This is a genomic window from Bradyrhizobium sp. PUT101, assembly GCF_052043945.1.
Classification (GTDB): domain Bacteria; phylum Pseudomonadota; class Alphaproteobacteria; order Rhizobiales; family Xanthobacteraceae; genus Bradyrhizobium.
The window spans coordinates 1,634,820-1,647,357 of sequence record NZ_CP197207.1 but is presented as its reverse complement, the minus strand read 5'-3'; the positions used below and the strand labels follow the sequence as shown (position 1 = coordinate 1,647,357).

Here is a 12,538-nt window from a genome sequence, read left to right as displayed (position 1 = left end):
CGGCTGAGCGCCCTGTGGCCTCGCCGCGGTGAGCACTACCGCTCGCGCGGATTGACGTTGGGTTCGAAAGGCGCGCCGACCACGCGGACTGGGGCCTGGATCGATGTCCGGGTGACGTCGATCACGGCTCTCTCGGCGACGCGTTCTTCAGGGGCTGGCCCCAGCGCCGGCTCGAGCTGCGTCAACGTGCCGGCCACGGCGCCACAGCACAGCATCACTGTCGCCAGCAGAACTATATTTCGGTTTTCTTCGCTGATCCGCATGGGTCAAGAACGAGTGACGCACGTCTTTGGTTCCGATCCGGCATTCATCGACCTATCGTGCCAGCAAAAGCCCCATTGCGATTGCGAACAGCATGGCCGTCGTCACGACGGCTGAAACCGCACCGGCGGCGATCCCGGCTTTCTCTTTGAACGAGATGGAGCGCATTCTATGCGCATGCTACCTCATGTTGAACTCCAATCCGATCTGTGGTCAGTAGCCGCGCCCCGCGATGCGCGCGGCCAATATCCATTCCTGAAGGTCTGCCTTTGAACGAGGATATCAGCGACGGCTGGGCCGCGTCCGCGGCTGCATGGATCATCGAGCAGGGACAGGATGGCGACTATGGTCGCCGCTTCGTGCTCGACGCGCCGATGCAGGGGCGCATCGAAGGCCGCGGCTTTCGCAATGCGCTCGATGTCGGCTGCGGGGAAGGACGCTTCTGCCGCATCATGCAGCGCGCCGGCATCCGCACCACCGGTATCGATCCGACCGAGGCGTTGCTCGTGCGGGCCCGTGAGCTGGACCCGGACGGCGATTATCGCCTCGGCCGCGCCGAGACGATGGAGATTGATGCGCGCTTCGATCTGGTCGTCAGTTATCTCAGCCTGATCGACATGCCCGATCTCGATGCGGCGATCGCCAGGATGGTGGCGGCGCTGCGCCCCGGCGGTACGTTGTTGATCGCCAACCTGACGAGCTTCAACACCGCAGGCCAGCCGGACGGCTGGACGCGTGACGGAGAGGGCACCTGGCGCTTCGCGATCGACCACTACATGGACGAGCGTCCGATCTGGGCCGCCTGGCACGGCATCCGGATCCAGAACTGGCACCGTCCGCTCAGCACCTACATGACGCTGTTGCTCGATCACGGTCTCCAGTTGCGTCTGTTCGTCGAGCCGCAGCCGACAGGCGGCAGTCCCGAGCAGGTCGCCCGTCATCGCCGCGTGCCCTTCTTCCACGTCATGGAGTGGCAGAAGCCGGCCTGAGGGAAAGGCAGGCGATTTCGGCGGCGACGCACTGCCCGTACACTGGCTCGCGACTTGGCTCGAGGCTCGTCCGATGATCTCCAATCGTCCACCCGTGCTCGCCCACCAACGTTTCCTCGCCGACCGTGAGAATTTCGCGGGCCTCGATCTCGCCGCACGGTTCGAGCGCATCGAGCGCGCCAACCTTTGGGGCGCGGCCACTTCGGTATCCGGCCTCGGCTCGGAGGATCCCGCGACCAGCGCGGTCCGCGAGGCGCTTCCTGCGCTGCTGCAACGGCTCTGCGTGCGCTCGCTGCTGGATGCGCCCTGCGGCGATGCCGGATGGATTGGCCGGCTCAAGCTCGATGTCGATTACATCGGCATCGACATCGTGCCGTCGCTGATCGAAGCCAACCGCCGGCGTGTCGCAGGCGGCGGCTCGCCGGGCCGGTTTCTCGTCGCCGACATCACGCGCGATGCGCTGCCGTGTGCGGACATCATTCTCTGCCGGGACTGCCTGGTGCATCTGAGCTTTGCGAACGTCGATCGCGCCCTCGCGCAATTTCGGATGAGCGGCACGCGCTTCCTACTGGTCACCACCTTTCCCGGATGGGACGGCAATCAGGATTGCGAGGACGGCGACTGGCGGGCGCTCAACATGGAGAAGGCGCCGTTCAACTGGCCCGCGCCGCACGCGCTGATCAACGAGCGTTGCGAGGAGGGCGGTGGTGGCTGGCGCGACAAGAGCCTCGGGCTCTGGCGGCTGGACCAATTGCCGAATGCGGAGCCCGATGGCGGCTCGGAATAGCAGCGCCCTGAAGACTTCGAACTGAAACTGCGGTCAAGACGTGGTGCCGGCTGAGGGGATTGAACCCCCGACCTTCGGTTTACAAAACCGCTGCTCTACCGCTGAGCTAAGCCGGCGACGCTTGAAAGCGGAGCGGGGCACGGCATATGCGCCGGTTGTCCGCCCGCGCGTCGCAATATCAGACTTGGTTGGAAAGTGCCAGAACCCGCGATGATTGTTGCAGGCACGAAACAGGCGGCCCGAAGGCCGCCTGATTCATCGCGCTCACTCTCGTTGACCTACTGGCAGATGTGCCGGCGGCCGTCTTCGCCCTTGAACCAGGTGCCTGGCGTGCAGACGAAGCCGTTACGCTGGGCGTAGGTGCGGGTGTCCCATCCACGATTGTTCCAGCCACGGTCCCACGAATTGTCATAGGCGTAGGAATTGTCCCAGGCGCGGAATGGGGCGGTGGCAATCGCGCCGGCGGTGCCGATCGCGGCGCCGGCGACGCCCGCCGCAACGTCGGTCGGCCAGAACCCGGTGCGGCTCCTGTTCCAGTCGTTATTCCAGTCGCTGTTGGTCTGACGATAGGACACGCGGCGATGCCGATAGCCGCTATCGGTGTAGGGGTTTCCGGGGCCGAGGTTCTGGCAGTTGGCGTTGGGGAATTGCGCCGCGCAGCGGCCGGGATTGGTGACGACCGCCTGCGCCATGGCGGAGCCTGCCAGCATGGTCGCTGCAATCGCCGTCGCCCCGAGAAGCTTGATGTTCATGGCTGTTCACTCCCATTTCGTTGACGGGGGCTAAACGTCGACGGCGCAGGACGTTCCGATGCAACCGTGGATTTTCGCAGCTGAACAGTCAAACGGATGTGAGCACGGCGGCGCTGTTCCGGCGGCGGAGCCCTGCGCGTTAACACTTCGCTAGCTTGCTTTGCAGCATTTGAGCGGCGCGCAGCCCTTACACATTAGGCTTACCGGAAATTGGTGAGCAGGCCTTAACCCTCTCTGCGTGGCGATCAGATAGCGTGGCGCCGGACAACCGGGATCCTCTCATGCGCGCTGTGACGCTCGCCGCCTTTCTGATCGGACTGCCTGCGACGGCGTTTGCCGATTCCGAAATCGTCGTTCCGGGCCGTCCCGGCGTGCCGATCATCATCAACAACATCGATGCGTCCTACACCGTGGTCGAGGGCGTCTGGGGCCTGGGCAAGAACCAGCAGGTGCAGCCCACGATCTATGGCGGACGCTATATCGCAGAGCGGCAGCCCGATAACGTCGGTCATTATTATCCGACGCTGGGCCTGCGGCCCGGCTATGGCCGGCTCGAGGTCGAGCCGCCCGCGAACCGCAAACTGCCGAAACCGGCAGAGAGCTACCACGAGAGTTTGGGCGCCTCGTCCGCGCCGCTGCCGGCGCAGATGGACCCGCCGGTCGATCCGCCGCCGGTGATCTACGCGCCCGAGATCAACGACCGTCCTCGGCCCCCTCGGCCGCGGCCGCGTACAGAGCTACCCGGCAGGCCGCCGGGTTGAGAAACGTGACAATCCAAAAAAACGGAAATCAACAGGAGAGAGTAATGCGTCAGATGATTTCGGGACTGGTCGCGGCAGCAGCCGTGACGTTCGCCGCCACCGCGCCCGCCGCGGCCTGCGGCTTCACCGCGTGCGCGCCGGTTGCGCCGGTCTATTCCGGCTGCAACACCGGCTGCGGCGGCTACGGCTACGGCTACGGCTACGGTTATGGCGCCTATGAGCGTCTCGTCGAGCCGACCACGCAGTATTACTACGTGAACCAGGGCCCGACCTATACCGGTCCGGGCGCGTTCGCGCCGTATCCGACCTACCGTGAGGACGCGGTCGTTGCGCCCGCCAATTACGGCTACGGCTACGGCTATCGTGCCGCTGCGGTCGCGCCGCCGGCCGCTTACCCCTATCGCCGCCCCTACTACCGTCCGTATCGCTATGGCTACGGCCCCCGCTACGGCTATCTGCCGCGCGTGCACTATGGCCACGGTCCGCGCTATGGCTACGCCCATCGCCGCGCGCCGCATTATCATGGCGGTCACCGCGCGCTGCGCCGCCATTATTGATCTCTGATCGGCTGGAGCCAACGAGACGCCCGTCCGCGAGATGCGGACGGGCGTTTTGTTGTGCTAGCGCTTCATGAGGCCGAGCCGGCTCGCGCCGATATAGAGCGCGAGCACGGCGGCGTTCGAGACGTTGAGGCTCTTGATCTCGCCGGGCATGTCGAGCCGCGCCACGACGCTGCAGGTCTCGCGGGTCAATTGCCTGAGGCCCTTGCCTTCGGCGCCGAGCACGAGTGCAAGCGGCTCGCGCAGCGCGACGTCGCTGATCTCCTCGCTGCCTTCGCTGTCGAGGCCGACTGTCTGGAAGCCGCGCTCGTTCAGCGCCGTCAGCGCACGGGCGAGGTTTTGCACCGTGATCATCGGGACCAGTTCGAGCGCGCCGGAGGCGGCCTTGGCCAGCACGCCGGTCGCTTCCGGACTGTGCCGCGCTGTGGTCACGATCGCCTTCACCGCGAACGCTGCGGCCGAGCGCAGGATGGCGCCGACATTGTGGGGATCGGTGATCTGGTCGAGCACCAGCACCATGCCTTCCTGCGTCAGGGTCTCGATATCGGGCGAGGGCAGGGGATCGGCCTCGGCCAGGAGGCCCTGGTGCACGGCATCGGGCGACAGCAGCCGGTCGATCTCCTGGGGCCGCACGATCTCCGGCGCCACGCGGGTCTCGATGTTTTCTTCCGCAAGGCGCCTTGCGGCGTTCTCGGTCAGCGTCAGTTTGCGGATCCGGCGCTGGGGGTTGGCCAGCGCCATGGTGACGGTGTGCCAGCCATAGAGAACGACGGGACCGTCGAGTTGCGAATCACGGTCGCGCCACGCCGACCGGCCGGCCGATTTCCCGGGCCGGTTGAAGGGCTTAGCCCCGCCGCGAGCCCCCTTGGGGCCGAATTTTCGATCCTTCATGGGCTCGCTTCTGTCACGGGTTCCGGAATATGGCAATTTCGGTGCCGGCGAGGGCGATTTTAGCTGATCGCCTCGGTTGACTTTGCCCCACCGCATCGCCCATAAACGCGCCCGGTCGCGCCCCGATCCGGGTTGTCGCGGCCTTCACGTTCCATGGCCGACTTCGGTCGCCGGCAAGGTCCGGCCCGATTGTGCTGCCGTTGAGCGGGGGAGTGTCCCGAGTGGCAAAGGGAGCTGACTGTAAATCAGCCGCCTCATGGCTTCGCAGGTTCGAGTCCTGCCTCCCCCACCAGCCTTCGCTCGCTTCGCGAGCTACGGCTAGGCAAGCCACCATAAATGCTCGTGGCGCGAAGTGAGCGAAGGCTGTCACGCCGTAGCCCGCAGGGCGTAGGCGGACCGGCTCCAGACGCAGGCTACCCCATCATCTCCCGCACCATCGGCACCACCTTCCGACCATAGAGCTCGATGCTCCGCATCAGATTCTCGTGCGACAAAGTTCCCGCCGAGTACTTCAACTGAAACCGCGAAATGCCGAGCGCCTTCGCGGTCTTCGCGATCTTCCGCGCCACCGTTTCCGGCGAGCCGACATAGAGCGAGCCATGTTCGGCCTCGCTGACGAACTCGTCGCGTCCCATCGGCGGCCAGCCGCGTTCCTTGCCGATGCGGTCGCGCATGGCCTTGTAGTCGGGCCATAGCTCCTCGCGCGCCTCCGCATCTGTCTCGGCGACGTAGCCCGGCGAATGCACGCCAATCGGCTTGGACGGGCGGCCGAACTCCCTGAAGGCGCGGTGATAGAGATCGACGTAAGGCGCAAAGCGCGCAGGATCGCCACCGATGATGGCGAGCATCAAGGGCAGATCGTAATGCGCGGCACGCACCACCGATTGCGGGCTACCACCGACGCCGATCCAGGTTTTCAGCGTGCCGTTCTCGACCGGGGGATAGACCAGCTGATCCCACAGCGGCGGACGCAGCTTGCCTTCCCAGGTCACCGGCTGTTGCGACAAGAGCGCGGCGAACAAATCGAGCTTCTCCTCGAACAGCTCTTCATATTTGCGCAGGTCGAAACCGAACAACGGGAAGGATTCGGTGAACGAGCCGCGGCCGAGGATTACCTCGGCGCGCCCGTTGGAAAGCGCATCCAGCGTGGCAAAGCGCTGGAATACGCGGATCGGGTCGTCCGAGCTCAGCACGGTCACGGCCGAACCGAGATGAATGCGCCTGGTGCGCGATGCGATCGCCGCGAGCACGGTCTCGGGCGAGGAGATCGCGAAGTCAGCGCGGTGGTGTTCGCCGAGCCCGATGAAGTCAAGGTCGAGCTCGTCGGCCAGCACCGCCTCGTCCACCACGTTGCGGATCACCTGCGCATGCGTGATCATGGCGCCGGACGCATCTCTCGTGACGTCGCCAAAGGTATCCAGTCCGAATTCAAGCGGTGCGGTCATCGATCAGGTCTCTGTGGGATGATCGACCAGATCTAAGGGGCGGGGTCCCCGTCACAAGCGCACATGTGGAAATGCTCGGTTTCCGTGGCCGGCCTACCGCCACATCCCGCGCATCTTCGCGCCGATGTCGATCTTCGGCCCCTGCGCCGCGGTGCGGGCTGCACCTGCGGCGGCCTTCGGCCAGGCGGTGCGCTCGAACAGATAGACCAGGGATTCCGGGATGAAGCGGGTGCGCGAGGCGTAGACGTGGCGGTCGCCCTTGGCGGCCTGGCCGTGGGTGAAGAAGCGCTGCGGAACGACGAGATGGAGGTCGTCCTTGGCGCGCGTCATCGCGACATAGAGCAGGCGGCGTTCCTCCTCGATTTCGGCGCTGGTGCCGGCGCCGAGATCGGACGGCATGCAGCCATCGACGACGTTGAGCACGAACACCGATTTCCACTCCTGGCCCTTGGCGGAGTGGATGGTGGAGAGGATCAGGTAGTCTTCGTCGCGCAGGGGCGGTCCGGATTTGTCGCTGGTGGCATCCGGCGGATCGAGCGTGAGTTCGGTCAGGAATTTCTCGCGCGAGGCATAGCCGCTTGCGATCTGCTCGAGCTGCATCAGGTCGGCGCGGCGCGTCTCGGAATCCTCGTGGATGCGATCGAGATGCGGCTCGTACCAGAGCCGCACGCGCTCGAGGTCGACCGGCCATTCCGAATAGCGCAGATTTTCGACCGTGCGGACGAAGTCTGTCCAGTCGTCGCCGGTGCGCGCCGGCACCGGGAGCCGCCCGAGCCCGGCAAGCGGATCGGTGCTCTCCGCGATCTGGTCGAGCACGCGCTGCGCGGTCGCGGGGCCGATGCCCGGCAACAGATGCAGGATGCGAAAGCCGGCGACGCGGTCGCGCGGATTTTCGGCAAAGCGCAACAGGGCCAGCACGTCCTTGACATGCGCGGCGTCGAGGAATTTCAGCCCGCCGAACTTGACGAAGGGAATGTTGCGGCGCGTGAGCTCGATCTCCAGCGGACCCGAATGCGAGGAGGTGCGGAACAGCACCGCCTGGTGCTTGAGCAACGCGCCTTGCTCGCGGTTCGCCAGCACCGCCTCGACGATGTAGCGCGCCTGGTCGGCCTCGTCGTGCACGGTGACGAGCTGCGGCTTCTGCCCGGAGGTGCGGTCGGTCCAGAGATTTTTCGTGAAGCGCTCGCGCGCGAGGCCGATGACGCCGTTCGCCGCCGCCAGCACCGCCTGCGTCGAGCGGTAGTTGCGGTCGAGCGTGATCATCTCGGCACGCGGCGAAAAACTCTGCGGAAAGTCCAGGATGTTGCGCACGGTGGCGGCGCGGAACGAATAGATCGACTGCGCGTCGTCGCCGACCACGGTGAGGCCGCGCCCGTCGGGCTTGAGCGCCAGCAGGATCGAGGATTGCAGACGGTTGGTGTCCTGATATTCGTCGACCAGCACGTGATCGAAGCGGCCGCCGATCTCTTCCGCGATCAGCGCATCGCTCATCATCTGGGACCAATAGAGCAGGAGATCGTCGTAATCGAGCACGTGCTGGGCCTGCTTGGCCTCGACGTAAGCGGCAAACAGGCCCTTCAGCTCAGCGGCCCAGCCGCTGCACCAGGGATAGTGCACTCCCAGCACCTTCTCGATCTCCATCTCGGCATTGACGCAGCGGGAATAGATCGACAGGCAGGTGCCCTTGGCGGGAAAGCGGCTCGCGGTCTTCGACAGTCCGCGCTCGTGCCGGACCAGGTTCATCAGGTCGGCGGAATCCTCGCGGTCGTGGATGGTGAAGGCGGGATCGAGGCCGATCCGCTCGGCATATTCGCGCAAGAGCCGCGCGCCGATGCCATGGAAGGTGCCGGCCCAGGTGAGGGCATCGCGCATGATCGCGGCGTTGTTCTCGCCGAGCACCTTTCGGGCGATGCGCTCGACGCGGCCGGCCATCTCCGCCGCCGCGCGGCGCGAAAACGTCATCAGCAGGATGCGGCGGGGGTCGCTGCCTGCGACGATCAGATGCGCGACGCGGTGGGCCAGCGTGTTGGTCTTGCCGGAGCCCGCGCCGGCGATGACGAGCAGGGGGGCGCCCCCGGTCGAGCCCTCGACCACGCCATGCTCGACGGCGCGGCGCTGCTCCGCATTGAGCGTGTCCAGATATGTCGCCACGAATCGCCCCGGTGAAAGGATGAGAGTCGGCGATCCCGGCGCGAATCGCAATGCAGCTGGACGGAACCGGAATTAGGATTTAGGGGGAAGACGCCCCCCAGTTCCAGCGCACCCCGTGCCCGACATGACCGAGCTCAAGCCCGACCAGTTCGAGATGCGACGGCTGGAATCGCTCAGCAACACCATTTTCGGTGTCGGCATGACGCTCCTCGCCTATGATCTGCCCAAGGCCGCTGTGTTCACCAGCGCGCCGGACTGGAACGATCTTGCCCGGGTCTATTCGGGCAAGCTGATAGGTTTTGCGCTCAGCTTCATCATCGCCGGCGTGTTCTGGATCAGCCATCACCGGCGGCTGGCGCGCCAGCCGGTCGGCAGCCGCGGCGACGTGATCCTCAACCTGTTCTTTCTGCTCTCGATCGTGCTGCTGCCGGTCACCAACGGCCTCTACACCAATTACGGCATGAGCAGCGCCGTCGCCGTGCTCTACGGCTTGCATTTGACCGCGATCGCGGGCCTCAACGCCTGGCTGTGGTGGACGATCCTGGGCGGCTGGCGCCAGGAAACCATGGCCTCGCTGTTTCCGCTGCTGGTGTTCATCCCGGGCACGATCGTTGCGGCGTTCGCGCCGCGCGTCGCGCCCTTCTTGTGGTTCATCGCCTTCGGCGGAATCGTGATCCAGCGTTTCTACAATGCGCGGACCGGGCCGGACGCCTAACGCGCGATGCGATCAGGATGAATCGCCGTCGCGCTTTAGGCTGGTGTTTCAGCATGATCTCCGCGCGAACGCGTTCCGCGTTTGTCGCGAGGGAAAACCGCTGCGCACTTTTCCGGATCACGCTTTAGCTCACCCCTCTGTCGCGCCGAACCCATCGGCCGGAACGTAAAGCTTGACCGGGCGGATTTCGTAGACCGCCGTCGGATTGACCGCACGCAGCTTCCGCGCCGCCGCGATCGCCTCCTCCTCGCTGGCGCATTGCATCAGGTGGAAGCCCAGAAGCTGTTCCTTGGTCTCGGCAAACGGCCCGTCCAGCACCATTCCAGTGCCGGGGCCACGCAAGGTGCGGGCCTTTCGGGTCTCGTCCAGGCGGGCCGCGGGTCCAAACTGCCCACTTGCCCGGAGGGGTGCCTGAACCTCGATGACTTTGGCTACGACGGCGGCGTCCTGCTCCGGCGTCCAGGACAAGATCTCGTCTTCCACGTGGTAGGCCAGGATCGCGTAGAGCATCGTCACCTCTTTTTTGCGCAAGGTTTTACGAAAGTCCCAAGGACGTAGCACGGCAGCCCGTCCCGACAATCCCGATACGAAATATTGCGTGGCCGGCAAGCGGCGAAACGGTCCTGAAACCCGATTGCGGCCCCGCCATGTGAACGCCGCCGGAGCGGGTCGCGACTGATGGACCATAAACAACAGGCTTCTGCTGGAGGCGGCAATGTCGGGTCACACCATCAAGATCATCTGCGACGCGCGGCGGGCTGGACAGTCGGCGCCGGCCGATCTGCATGACCAGGCCGGTCATCACCGCTATTATGGCAGCTCGGCCGAGAACGGCGGCGAGCGGATCGCGGAGAGCCGGCGCGGCAAACGGCCGCGCGCGCTCAACATCTGCGGCTTCTGAAGCCTTTCGACGGGCCGGTCGTTCAAAATGAACGTCCTGCAAATATCGATCGCGGCGATGCCGTTCCTGCTCGCACTGATGAGCCGGACCGGAAAGGCCATCGCGCCGTGCCTTCTGATGAGCCTCTTCACGGTGCTGCTTGGCGGGGAGCCGCACCGCGCCGTCGTGGCCTGGTGCGTCGGCCTGCTGATCGCCGCCGTCGCGCTGCGCGAGCGGCTTCGCGCCGGCTGACCCGGCGTTCCGGCTTCAAGGACATCGCAAGGAAAAGGCGCGGCGGGGAGGCCCCGTCGCGCCCGATTTCTTGCTCGCTGGTCCAGGGCTGAGAGCGCCCCGAAGCCAAGCTTTGGTCAAAGCTCAGCGGGCGATCCCAGCGAGGTGACAGCGCTTGAGATAAGACACTGGATCACCTCCTTTCGTTGGTTTCGGGAAACATCAATATAGGCGGCCTTGCCGCCGCTGTTAAGGGGAGGCGGATCCGGAGGAACCCGGGCCGGTCCGCAAAGCCTGTGAGAGCCGGGAAAGCGACCTCCTCGGCAGTTGAGACCGCCGCCCGGCCGTGTTAGGGAGCCCGTGATGCGGGTGTAGCTCAATGGTAGAGCAGCAGCCTTCCAAGCTGAATACGAGGGTTCGATTCCCTTCACCCGCTCCAATCTGCCCCTTCGCCTGGCGACGCTACGCGATGACCGGATGGGCCCCTTGGCGCTGAACTCGCCGGCCGGAGATAATGTCCGGAGAGGCCATGAACGAGCCGCGGCGAGGCCTTCTCATGCGTTGACTTAGCTCAACGCGCACCATCGGTTAATCGAGACAAATACATCGCTTCTGGACTCTTCGAGGAGAGCAAGATGCGAAAGTTTGCCATGCTCGCCGCCGCCGCTGCGATCGTTGCGGCCGGTGCGCTAGCTCCCACGAGCGCGGTGGCCGGCTGCTACCGGTTGGGCGAGACCGGCTATCACTGGTATCGTTCCTGCTGGGGTCCGCGCTGGATCTATCCCCACCATCGCGTCTGCCGGCGCGGTCATTGCTGGTACCGCTGAAGCATCGCTCCCGCGGCCTGAGTTGGTCCGGCAGTCGGCATTGCGCGACTACCTCATCTTTGACTTCGTCTTGATCGTGGCGCCGTCGACGGCGAAGGAGCCGTATCCACGGTGGTGAAGCGTCCTGGGATTCTTCTGGGCGGGATCGATCCATGCGCAGAGGACCTCGAGAACGAACAGATTGTAGCGCGAGACCATGCTGGTATCCGTCACGCGACATTCGAGATTGCAGAAGCATTCCTTGATCAGGGGGGCGTCGACCAGGGTCGCCGGGAGAGGAGTTAGCCCGAAGCGCTTGAACTTGTCGCTGTTGCGGCCTGAGCAATTGCCGACCCTAGCGACCGTATCGGCAAGGCGGCGTGTCGGAATTGCAATCACGGCTTCTCCAGCCGAGCGGAGCGCGGCGAAGCTGAAATTGGCTTCGCTGACGATGCACGCGATCAGCGGCGGCTCAAACTCCACCATCATGTGCCACGACATGGTCATGACATTGGGACGCCCGCGGCCGGCCGTCGTCAGCAGAACGACAGGGCCGGGCTCGATCAGCTGGTAGACCTTCGAAAGTGCGCGTTGTCGAAAAACCATCCCAGCTGCCACCTTCCGACTGGCCTCAGAGCCTTGACGCGGCTTGCGGCCGATCCGGCTCCAAAGCGCGATGCAATGAGGATGAATCGTCATCGCGCTTTAGGTTGTTGTTTAAGCATGATCCTTTCGGAAGACCGCTTCGCATTTTTCCGGATCATGCTTTAGGGAACGACGACCACTGCGCAAGGAGCGAGGCTGACGAGCTTCTGGGAGACGCTGCCGAGCAGCAAGCCTGCCAGCTGGCCGCGTCCGCGCCGTCCCACGACAATCATCTTGGTCGACGTCTGGGTCGCGAGATCGATCAGGGATTGGGTGATGTCACCCCAACATGTCCGAACTTCAATGCGGATGGGACCTGCTTCGCGCGCATGGGCTTGCGCGGCCTTGAGGGTCTGTCCCGTCAAGGCTTCCAGCAGGTCACCGGCGGTGGCTCCGGTATGCGGAAGTTGGCGAACCTCTTCCCCCAGAAGTCGATCGGCAACCGTGACGATCAGGAGATCGCATGCCAACGCTCTGGCAAGCTCTGCTGCCACGTCGATCGCGCGGCAAGCACCGCTCGATCCGTCGGTTGCCACCATGATGTTCGTCATGAGAAAGTCCCCTGGGCCTTTTGAGCATTCTGCCGGGGTTGATCGGCACCGTACTGATCCAGCTCAAGCCGTGCCGGGCGCCGCGGAATAGCCGATCGGTCGGCAAAAGCGCT

At 64.8% G+C, this 12,538-nt stretch carries 16 protein-coding genes and 3 tRNA genes; 10 read left to right on the top strand and 9 right to left on the bottom strand.

Going from position 1 to position 12,538, the window contains the following annotated elements; all coding sequences use genetic code 11:
- Positions 1-35 precede the first annotated feature (35 nt).
- Positions 36-263, bottom strand: coding sequence for a hypothetical protein (locus ACSHT2_RS08055; protein WP_440641101.1), 228 nt, complete (start codon positions 261-263; stop codon positions 36-38).
- A 267-nt stretch (positions 264-530) separates the two neighbouring features.
- Here ACSHT2_RS08055 and ACSHT2_RS08050 point away from each other — a divergent pair, with 267 nt between their 5' ends.
- The gene (locus ACSHT2_RS08050; RefSeq protein WP_440641100.1) at positions 531-1,250 is read left to right on the top strand and encodes a class I SAM-dependent methyltransferase; all 720 of its coding nucleotides are present in this window, start codon (positions 531-533) and stop codon (positions 1,248-1,250) included.
- A gap of 73 nt (positions 1,251-1,323) precedes the next feature.
- The gene (locus tag ACSHT2_RS08045) at positions 1,324-2,037 is read left to right on the top strand and encodes a class I SAM-dependent methyltransferase (protein ID WP_440641099.1); all 714 of its coding nucleotides are present in this window, start codon (positions 1,324-1,326) and stop codon (positions 2,035-2,037) included.
- Positions 2,038-2,078: 41 nt separating this feature from the next.
- On the opposite strand, the gene ACSHT2_RS08040 is transcribed toward ACSHT2_RS08045, so the two are convergent.
- Together ACSHT2_RS08040 and ACSHT2_RS08035 are read right to left on the bottom strand one after the other, a co-directional pair.
- A tRNA-Thr gene (locus ACSHT2_RS08040) sits at positions 2,079-2,153 on the bottom strand.
- 162 nt (positions 2,154-2,315) lie between these two features.
- Complete coding sequence (locus ACSHT2_RS08035) at positions 2,316-2,789, bottom strand: hypothetical protein (RefSeq protein ID WP_440641098.1); 474 nt, start codon at positions 2,787-2,789, stop codon at positions 2,316-2,318.
- A 281-nt stretch (positions 2,790-3,070) separates the two neighbouring features.
- Between ACSHT2_RS08035 and ACSHT2_RS08030 the strand changes: the two genes are divergently transcribed.
- On the top strand, positions 3,071-3,550 hold the full coding sequence (locus tag ACSHT2_RS08030) for a hypothetical protein (RefSeq protein ID WP_440641097.1): 480 nt from the start codon (positions 3,071-3,073) through the stop codon (positions 3,548-3,550).
- Between the two features lie 44 nt (positions 3,551-3,594).
- Positions 3,595-4,107, top strand: a complete 513-nt coding sequence (locus ACSHT2_RS08025) for a hypothetical protein (RefSeq protein ID WP_440641096.1) — start codon at positions 3,595-3,597, stop codon at positions 4,105-4,107.
- Positions 4,108-4,170: 63 nt separating this feature from the next.
- Here ACSHT2_RS08025 and rlmB read toward each other — a convergent pair whose 3' ends face one another.
- Positions 4,171-5,001, bottom strand: a complete 831-nt coding sequence (gene rlmB / locus ACSHT2_RS08020) for a 23S rRNA (guanosine(2251)-2'-O)-methyltransferase RlmB (RefSeq protein WP_440641095.1) — start codon at positions 4,999-5,001, stop codon at positions 4,171-4,173.
- A 206-nt stretch (positions 5,002-5,207) separates the two neighbouring features.
- On the opposite strand from rlmB, the gene ACSHT2_RS08015 reads away from it, so the two are divergent.
- A tRNA-Tyr gene (locus ACSHT2_RS08015) sits at positions 5,208-5,293 on the top strand.
- Positions 5,294-5,414: 121 nt separating this feature from the next.
- On the opposite strand, the gene ACSHT2_RS08010 is transcribed toward ACSHT2_RS08015, so the two are convergent.
- Positions 5,415-6,446, bottom strand: coding sequence for an LLM class flavin-dependent oxidoreductase (locus tag ACSHT2_RS08010; protein ID WP_440641094.1), 1,032 nt, complete (start codon positions 6,444-6,446; stop codon positions 5,415-5,417).
- A 93-nt stretch (positions 6,447-6,539) separates the two neighbouring features.
- Entirely contained in the window at positions 6,540-8,597 is a 2,058-nt protein-coding gene (locus ACSHT2_RS08005) for an ATP-dependent helicase (protein ID WP_440641093.1), read from the bottom strand.
- Between the two features lie 124 nt (positions 8,598-8,721).
- Between ACSHT2_RS08005 and ACSHT2_RS08000 the strand changes: the two genes are divergently transcribed.
- Entirely contained in the window at positions 8,722-9,312 is a 591-nt protein-coding gene (locus ACSHT2_RS08000; protein ID WP_440641092.1) for a TMEM175 family protein, read from the top strand.
- 129 nt (positions 9,313-9,441) lie between these two features.
- Here ACSHT2_RS08000 and ACSHT2_RS07995 read toward each other — a convergent pair whose 3' ends face one another.
- Positions 9,442-9,822, bottom strand: a complete 381-nt coding sequence (locus tag ACSHT2_RS07995; RefSeq protein WP_440641091.1) for a YciI family protein — start codon at positions 9,820-9,822, stop codon at positions 9,442-9,444.
- A 205-nt stretch (positions 9,823-10,027) separates the two neighbouring features.
- Between ACSHT2_RS07995 and ACSHT2_RS07990 the strand changes: the two genes are divergently transcribed.
- The 4 genes from ACSHT2_RS07990 (at position 10,028) to ACSHT2_RS07975 (ending at position 11,250) form a co-directional block, all read left to right on the top strand.
- Positions 10,028-10,213 (top strand): hypothetical protein, encoded by a 186-nt coding sequence (locus ACSHT2_RS07990; RefSeq protein ID WP_440641090.1) that lies wholly within the window; start codon positions 10,028-10,030, stop codon positions 10,211-10,213.
- Positions 10,214-10,240: 27 nt separating this feature from the next.
- On the top strand, positions 10,241-10,444 hold the full coding sequence (locus tag ACSHT2_RS07985) for a hypothetical protein (RefSeq protein WP_319330609.1): 204 nt from the start codon (positions 10,241-10,243) through the stop codon (positions 10,442-10,444).
- A gap of 344 nt (positions 10,445-10,788) precedes the next feature.
- Positions 10,789-10,862, top strand: a tRNA-Gly gene (locus ACSHT2_RS07980).
- A gap of 196 nt (positions 10,863-11,058) precedes the next feature.
- Positions 11,059-11,250, top strand: coding sequence for a hypothetical protein (locus tag ACSHT2_RS07975; RefSeq protein WP_319330611.1), 192 nt, complete (start codon positions 11,059-11,061; stop codon positions 11,248-11,250).
- A gap of 48 nt (positions 11,251-11,298) precedes the next feature.
- Here the strand turns inward: ACSHT2_RS07975 and ACSHT2_RS07970 are convergent, their stop codons facing one another.
- Positions 11,299-11,835: a flavin reductase family protein gene (locus ACSHT2_RS07970; RefSeq protein WP_440641089.1), complete on the bottom strand. Its 537-nt coding sequence runs from the start codon at positions 11,833-11,835 to the stop codon at positions 11,299-11,301.
- A gap of 161 nt (positions 11,836-11,996) precedes the next feature.
- Positions 11,997-12,425, bottom strand: coding sequence for a universal stress protein (locus ACSHT2_RS07965; protein ID WP_440641088.1), 429 nt, complete (start codon positions 12,423-12,425; stop codon positions 11,997-11,999).
- Between the last annotated feature and the right edge of the window lie 113 nt (positions 12,426-12,538).